The organism is Streptomyces corynorhini (assembly GCF_003346515.1).
GTDB lineage: Bacteria > Actinomycetota > Actinomycetes > Streptomycetales > Streptomycetaceae > Streptomyces > Streptomyces corynorhini.
The window spans coordinates 1-6,916 of sequence record NZ_QQNA01000142.1; the positions used below are offsets into that span (position 1 = coordinate 1).

At 72.9% G+C, this 6,916-nt stretch carries 6 protein-coding genes; 3 read left to right on the forward strand and 3 right to left on the reverse strand.

Annotation, left to right across the window (positions count from 1 at the left end; translation table 11 throughout):
* Positions 1 to 31: 31 nt before the first annotated feature.
* Complete coding sequence (locus tag DVH02_RS18455; protein ID WP_233518310.1) at positions 32 to 1,339, forward strand: MFS transporter; 1,308 nt, start codon at positions 32 to 34, stop codon at positions 1,337 to 1,339.
* Between the two features lie 118 nt (positions 1,340 to 1,457).
* Here the strand turns inward: DVH02_RS18455 and DVH02_RS18460 are convergent, their stop codons facing one another.
* The 3 genes from DVH02_RS18460 to DVH02_RS18470 all read right to left on the reverse strand — a co-directional run bounded on the left by DVH02_RS18460 (position 1,458) and on the right by DVH02_RS18470 (position 4,529).
* On the reverse strand, positions 1,458 to 2,633 hold the full coding sequence (locus DVH02_RS18460) for a flavin-containing monooxygenase (protein WP_114624921.1): 1,176 nt from the start codon (positions 2,631 to 2,633) through the stop codon (positions 1,458 to 1,460).
* A gap of 246 nt (positions 2,634 to 2,879) precedes the next feature.
* A complete protein-coding gene (locus DVH02_RS18465; protein ID WP_114624922.1) occupies positions 2,880 to 3,659 on the reverse strand; it encodes a pyridoxine/pyridoxamine 5'-phosphate oxidase in 780 nt (259 codons plus the stop codon).
* 222 nt (positions 3,660 to 3,881) lie between these two features.
* The gene (locus tag DVH02_RS18470) at positions 3,882 to 4,529 is read right to left on the reverse strand and encodes a TetR family transcriptional regulator (RefSeq protein WP_114624923.1); all 648 of its coding nucleotides are present in this window, start codon (positions 4,527 to 4,529) and stop codon (positions 3,882 to 3,884) included.
* Between the two features lie 487 nt (positions 4,530 to 5,016).
* Here DVH02_RS18470 and DVH02_RS18475 point away from each other — a divergent pair, with 487 nt between their 5' ends.
* Positions 5,017 to 5,850: a VOC family protein gene (locus DVH02_RS18475; protein WP_114624924.1), complete on the forward strand. Its 834-nt coding sequence runs from the start codon at positions 5,017 to 5,019 to the stop codon at positions 5,848 to 5,850.
* A 221-nt stretch (positions 5,851 to 6,071) separates the two neighbouring features.
* A partial coding sequence (locus tag DVH02_RS18480; protein ID WP_233518309.1) for a serine/threonine-protein kinase occupies positions 6,072 to 6,916 on the forward strand: 845 nt, incomplete at its 3' end.

Here is a 6,916-nt window from a genome sequence, read left to right on the forward strand (position 1 = left end):
GCCCCCGCTCGGCGCGGGCCCGCCGCCCCGGGTGCACCGGGCGTGGATCGTCGCCGCGGTCACCTTCGTGACGGTCATCGGCGCGGCGGCCTTCGCCTCGCTGCCAGGACTGCTGATCGAGCCCCTGCACAGCGAGTTCGCCTGGTCGCGCGGGACGATCGGCTTCGCCGTCTCGGTCAATCTGGCGCTGTACGGGCTGACCGCGCCGTTCGCCGCCGCGCTCATGGACCGCTTCGGCATCCGGCGGGTCGTCGCGGTGGCGCTGACGCTCATATCGGCCGGTTCGGTGCTGACGGTGTGGATGACCGCGGCCTGGCAGCTGGTGCTGTACTGGGGGATCCTGGTCGGCCTGGGCAGCGGTTCGATGGCGCTGGCCTTCGCGGCGACGGTCACCAACCGCTGGTTCGTGGCCCGGCGCGGCCTGGTCACCGGCATCCTCACGGCGGCGGGCGCCTCCGGGCAGCTGGTCTTCCTGCCGCTGCTGTCCTGGCTGGTGGAGCGGCACGGCTGGCGCCCGGCCGCGATCACGGTCGCGCTGGCCGCGCTCGCCGTCGTCCCCCTCGTATGGCTGCTGCTGCGGGACCATCCGGCGGACGTGGGGCTGCCGCCGTACGGCGCGCCCGCCTTCGTACCGAAGCCCGCGCCGGTGCCCGGGGCCGCGCGCCGGGCGCTCTCGGTGCTGGCCAGGGCGGCCCGTACGGGGCCGTTCTGGCTGCTGGCCGGTACCTTCGCGATCTGCGGCGCCTCCACGAACGGCCTGGTGAAGACCCACTTCGTACCGGCGGCGCACGACCACGGGATGCCCATCACGGCGGCGGCCTCGCTGCTGGCGGTGATCGGGGTCTTCGACGTCGTCGGCACGATCGCGTCCGGCTGGTTCACCGACCGCTTCGACGCGCGCCGCCTGCTGGCCGTCTACTACGCGCTGCGCGGTGTCTCGCTGCTGTTCCTGCCGATGCTGCTGGCGCCGTCCGTCCATCCGCCGATGGTCTTCTTCATCGTCTTCTACGGCCTCGACTGGGTGGCCACGGTCCCGCCGACGGTCGCCCTGTGCCGCGAGCACTACGGGGACGACAGCGCCATCGTCTTCGGCTGGGTCCTCGCCTCCCACCAGGTCGGCGCGGCCGTCATCGCCTTCGCGGGCGGTGTGGCCAGGGACGTCTTCGGCTCGTACGACGTGGTCTGGTACGCGTCCGGGGCGCTGTGCGCGGTGGCTGCCGTGATGGCCCTGGTGATCCGGCGGCGGGCGGCGGCGGGCGGCCGGGGCGGCAGTGGCACGGACCCAGGAAGCCCGGTCGAACGCCTCGCGAGCGCCGTCGAGCCGCGGCCGGAGCGCTGAGGCGGGGGCCGCAGCGCCGAGGCGGGGCCGGAGGGAGCTGAGGCGGGGCCGCAGCGCTGAGGCGGGCCCGCCAGAAGCGGCAGGGCCGGGCGCCGTGCCCCTGCCGCGAGCCCCGCGTTCACTCGATCGTGCGGGCCTGACGGCTCAGCGCCCTGGCGATGCGGCGCGCGTCGATCGCCAGTTCGCGGAACATGCCGCTGATCGGGTTGGTGAAGCCGGTGAAGTAGAGGCCCGGCGCCTGCCGGGGGGTGCGTCCGCCGTGGACCGTCGGGCGGCCCCGGGCGTCCAGCACGTCCAGATGGCCCACCAGCCCCTCCAGCGCGCGGTGGTAGCCGGTGGCCGCGATGACGACCTCGGGGGTGATCCGGGAGCCGTCGGCGAGGACGACCGCCTCCCGCGCGAAGGAGTCGACCGCGGCGACCGGCTCGACGCGGCCCCGGCGTACCGCCTTGATCAGCCCCACGTCCTGCACCGGGATCGCGCCCTCGCGCACCCGGGAGTACAGGCCGGTGGTCGGGCGCGGCAGGCCCTGGGCGGAGAGGTCGGGGACGGCGATGCGCGCCTGCGCCGCGGACACCGCGTCGACCAGCCGGGTCGGCAGTCGGCGCACCAGGATGCCGCTCAGCTGCGCCGGCCACCCCAGCGTGGAGCGGCGCACGAGGTGCGGAACGGTCCTGACGGCGAGCCGGACCCGCGCCGCGCCGCCCTCCACGAGGTCGACGGCTATCTCCGCGCCCGTGTTGCCGACGCCGACGACCAGGACGTCCTTGCCCGCGTAGGGCTCGGCGTCGCGGTACGCGCCCGCGTGCAGCAGTTCGCCGCCGGACGACTCGTACGCCTCCCGGCCCGGCCAGGACGGCACCTTCGGGGTGTGGTTGAAACCGGTCGCCACGACCACCGCGCGCGCGGTCAGCTCCCGGCCGCCCGTCGCGCGCAGCAGCCAGCCCGCGCCGTCGGGCGAGCGCTCGATCCGGGTGACCTCGACGCCGGTGACGATCTCCAGCGCGTGGTGCTCCGCGTACTTCTCCAGGTACCGGACGACGTTCGCGCGTCCCACCCAGCGGCCGAAGGAGCGCGGCATCGCGAGTCCGGGCAGCGCCGACCTGGCGCGGGTGGTGTGCAGCCTCAGCCGTTCGTAGTGGCCGCGCCACGAGGCGCCGACGGCGTCGGACTTCTCCAGCACGACGGCCCGCACTCCGCGTGCGCGCAGTGCGGCGGCGACCGCGAGCCCCCCTGGCCCGCCGCCGATGACATATACGGGGCGGTCGTGGGTGAGGTCGAAATCGGCACACATGAGGTCTGAGCGTAATCGTCTCCCCACTTGTTGGGTCTCGGTCAAGAAGGGAATCGGTTGCGAATCGATCACGCTGGTGCGGAGAGGGGGAGAACGGGGCCATGAGGAGTGCGCGGGGCGGAAGTCGAGACGTGCTCGCGCCGGGTCGCGAGCACGGTGCCGCCCGCCGACTGCCGCCCCGCCGACTGCCGCCCTCCCCGGGTGCCGCCTGCCGGGTGGAGCCCGCCCGGCGTCACGGGCTCCGTGTCACGGCCAGAGCAACTCCCGTACCCAGCCGTCCGCCGCGCTCGTGTCCGTGTCCGCGCCCGTGTCCGTGCGCGCGCCCGCGCTCGTGTCCGTGTCCGCGCGCCGGTAGCGCAGCCTGACGTGCCGTCTGCGCTCGTCCCCCTGGAAGAACTCCACCTCGGCCGGTGCGAGGACATACGCCGTCCACGACGCCGCCTCCGCGTCCGGCTCGCGCCGCGCGCGCTCCCAGGCCGCCTCGCTCGCGCGCGCCAGGTCCGCCGCCGAGTCGAGGACTTCGCTCTGCCGGCCCACCAGGGCGGCGGCCAGCGCGCCCGTCGAGCGGGCCCGCAGATCCGCGCCGCTCGCCTCGGCGCTCGCGGCGCGCACCGGGCCCCTGACCCGTACGGCGCGGCCCCGCGCCGCCCAGTAGAAGCCCAGCGCGGCCTCGGGCCGTACCGCCAACTGGCGGCCCTTGCGGCTGGTCGCGTGGGAGGCGAAGTGCCAGCCGCGCGCGTCGGCGTCGTGCAGCATCAGGGTGCGTACGTCGGGACGGCCTGTTTCGTCGGCGGTCGCGAGCGTCATCGTGTGCGGTTCCGGCTGTCCGGCCGCGACCGCCTCGGCGAACCAGCGGTGGAACAGCGGGAGCGGATCGGCCGGAGCGGAGGCCGGATCGAAGGCGGGCAGTGCGGTGTCCCAGACGCGCTGCGCGCGCAGGAGCGCGCGGAAGGTCTCCTGGTCGTCGCTGCGAGGGACGCCGCCGGGGTCGCGGGCGTCGCGGGCGTCGTCGTTCGTACGGGTCATACGGGCCATTCAACCCGTGGCCGTAGGAGGGCGCTCGCCCTGGGAGGTGGAGGAGTGTGGTGCGAGAGGTGGCGTGCTTGCTGTACCGGGTGGGGACCGGGGGCGGCTGAGGAGGCTGCCTGCTGACGCCGAGGAAGTGCGTGAGGCGTGCGTGAGGCGTGCGTGAGGCGTGTGTCGGTGGTGCTCGGGGCGTGCGCGGGCCGTGCTCGGGGCGTACGGTTTTTACCTGGTGGGCTTCTTGCCGGTGATGCCGAGGTGGACCAACAGGGCCAGGTTCGGCTTCAGTTCCGCCTGCTTGACGCCCCAGCTCTGGAAGTTCTTCTGGTGCGAGGCCACGGCCGAGAGCATCACGACGAGCGAGCCGGCCAGCGCCGCGGGGCTGACGTCCTTGTCGATCTTGCCCTTGGACTGCAACTCCTTGACCGAATCGGTAAGGGAGTTGGTCACGGAGTTAAGGATCTTGAGACGGATCTTGTTGAACCGCTTGTCCCCCTCCGCCGCGCCCAGATCGACCACCCGGAGGATCGCGTCGTGTCTGCGCCAGAAGTCGAGGAACCCTTCGACCAGGTCCTCCGACGTCTGCCAGCCCGCCTTGCCGACCCAGGAGCGGCCCGAGACCAGTCCGGTCAACCCGGCGCCCTCCTTGGCCATTTCCTCGGCGATTTCGAGGACGGCGCCTTCGACGTCCGGGAAATACTGGTAGAAGGTCGCGGGTGAAGTGCCCGCCTTCCGGGCGACGTCGATGACTTTGACGTCCCGGTACGGCGAGGAGCTGAGCATCTCGCCGAGGCAGTCGAGCAGCTTCTGCCGCGTCGCTTGTCCGCGTCGACCAGCCACGCGGCCGTCGACGGTGCGCACTTGTCCTGTCATGCCGTCAGCTTACCGAGGGGTGATCCCCGCGCGATTTGGCCGACTGCAAATGGGGAACCGGCCCTCTCGCGCAGGGGCTCGGAGCGTCGCCCGGGACGCCTCCGGCGAGGTGGGCGGGCGGACCGGGGCCAGGTCCCGGTATGAATAGTGTTATCAACAGCCTGTGGACAACTTCGGTGGATAACTCGGGGTGGCGGGCGGTTCACCCTGGGATAATGAATCAATTGTTCTATTTCTCCCGCTGCGCGCCCGCCCGGGGCGCATTAGCTTGGCTGTGACGGGCGCCAGGTATCCACAAGGCCGGTGGGATCCACGGGCGGCGAGGTGCCGGGACGACGTGTCGGGGCCACGGGCCCGGGTGACGTGCCGGGGCGACGGGCCCGGGTGACGTGCCCGGACGCGGTGCCCGGACGCGGTGCGCGGACGCGGTGTGCGGACGAGGGCACCGGCGGGGTCGGCGAGGTCCACAGGGAAGGGATCCGGGTCAATGGCCGCATTCGCGGAATCCACACCGTGCTGGGTGGATGTGTCGCTCCCCGATCTGGAGGCGGGAAAGCGCTTCTACGGAGAGCTGTTCGGGTGGACCTTCTCGGAGACCTCCGACACGACGGCCGGTCGTGGCGCGGAGGCGTTCCGCGAGGGGCGGCGGGTCGCCGGGCTCGTCGCCAAGAAGGACGGCAGGATGCCCACCACCTGGGGCGTCTACTTCGCCACCGCCGACATCGTCGGGCTCAGCCGACGGATCACGGCGGCCGGGGGCACCCTGGTCCGCGGTCCGCTGGCTCTCGGGCGGTCCGCGTCGATCGCCCAGGCGGCCGATCCCGCCGGGACGGTCTTCGGGATCCGGCAGGCGGGCGACGACCCGGGATTCGAGCGGACCGGCCTGCCGGGATCCTTCTGCTGGACGGAGCTGTACACCCGGGACAAAGCGCGCGTGGACCCCTTCTACGAGTCCGTCCTCGGCTTCCGGGGCACCGACCTGCCCGGCGCCGCCATCGACTTCCGCATGTGGTCCCCGCCGGGCGCGGAGCCGGGGGAGGCGGGCGCGATCGGCGGCCGCAGCGTGATCACGGACGCCTTCCCCGCGGAGCTGCCCGGCCACTTCCTCTGCTACTTCTCGGTCGCCGACTGCGACGAGACGGCGGCGACGGCGGTCCGGCTCGGCGGCCGGGTCACCGCGCCGCCGTTCGGCATCCCGCACGGGCGGATGTCGGTGCTTGTCGACAACCAGGGCGCGTCCTTCGCCGTACTGTCAGGGGCGGCGGATCCGGTTGGCCCGAAGGGCGGGGCGGGAGCCGAGGCCGGGCCCGAACCGGAGTAGAACGGGGGCGGACCGGAAGAGAAGCGGAGCAGACGAGAGCCCTGTGTCCGGATCGTGATGAGACACCCCGATCCGCCCCCGGGTTCGCAACCGCCGCCTCCGACAGGAAGAATCAGGGGCCACATGGGGCCGTACCTTTGTGGCCCGTACGGGGAGGTGGCAGGCAAGTGGAGCAGCTGACGCAGCACGACCCGAGGCGAATCGGCCCTTTCGAGGTGCTGATGAGACTCGGAGCCGGCGGCATGGGGCTGGTCTATCTCGCGCGCTCGGCGTCGGGCCGCCGGGTGGCGATCAAGACGGTACGTACCGAGCTTGCCGAGGACCAGTTGTTCCGGGTCCGCTTCACACGGGAGGTGGAGGCCGCCCGCGCCGTCAGCGGGTTCTACACCGCCGCCGTGGTGGACGCCGACCCCCGGGCCGCGGTGCCCTGGCTCGCCACGGCCTATGTGCCCGCTCCCTCGCTGGAAGAGATAGTGAGTGAGTGCGGGCCCATGCCCACCCAGGCCGTGCGCTGGCTGGCGGCGGGCATCGCCGAGGCGCTCCAGTCGATCCACGGAGCCAATCTCGTCCACCGCGACCTGAAGCCGTCGAACGTCCTGGTGGTCGAGGACGGGCCGCGGGTCATCGACTTCGGCATCGCCTCCGGGGTCTCCAACACCCGGCTGACCATGACCAACGTCGCCGTCGGCACCCCCGCCTACATGTCGCCCGAGCAGGCGCGCGACTCGCGCAGCGTGACCGGCGCCAGCGACATCTTCTCGCTCGGCTCCACCCTGGTCTTCGCCGCGACCGGGCACGCGCCCTTCCACGGCGCCAATCCCGTCGAGACGGTCTTCATGCTGCTGCGCGAGGGCCCGGACCTCGAAGGGCTGCCGGACGAGCTGAGACCGCTGATCGAGTCGTGCATGCAGATGGACGCCACGCTGCGGCCCACCCCCGCCGACCTCCAGGCGCAGCTGGCCCCGCACCTGTTCGCCTCCGGCAGCGACGACAGCGGTACGGCGTCCGCGTGGCTGCCCGATGTGGCCACCGAGATGATCGAGCGTCGGCGGGGGTGGGCCGCAGC

Excerpts from the sequence above, each read along its gene's own strand:
- DVH02_RS18475 (WP_114624924.1), top strand. The coding sequence starts at position 5,017 with ATGGCCGCATTCGCGGAATCCACACCGTGCTGGGTGGATGTGTCGCTC.
- DVH02_RS18465 (WP_114624922.1), bottom strand. The coding sequence starts at position 3,659 with ATGACCCGTACGAACGACGACGCCCGCGACGCCCGCGACCCCGGCGGC.
- DVH02_RS18460 (WP_114624921.1), bottom strand. The coding sequence starts at position 2,633 with ATGTGTGCCGATTTCGACCTCACCCACGACCGCCCCGTATATGTCATC.
- DVH02_RS18470 (WP_114624923.1), bottom strand. The coding sequence starts at position 4,529 with ATGACAGGACAAGTGCGCACCGTCGACGGCCGCGTGGCTGGTCGACGC.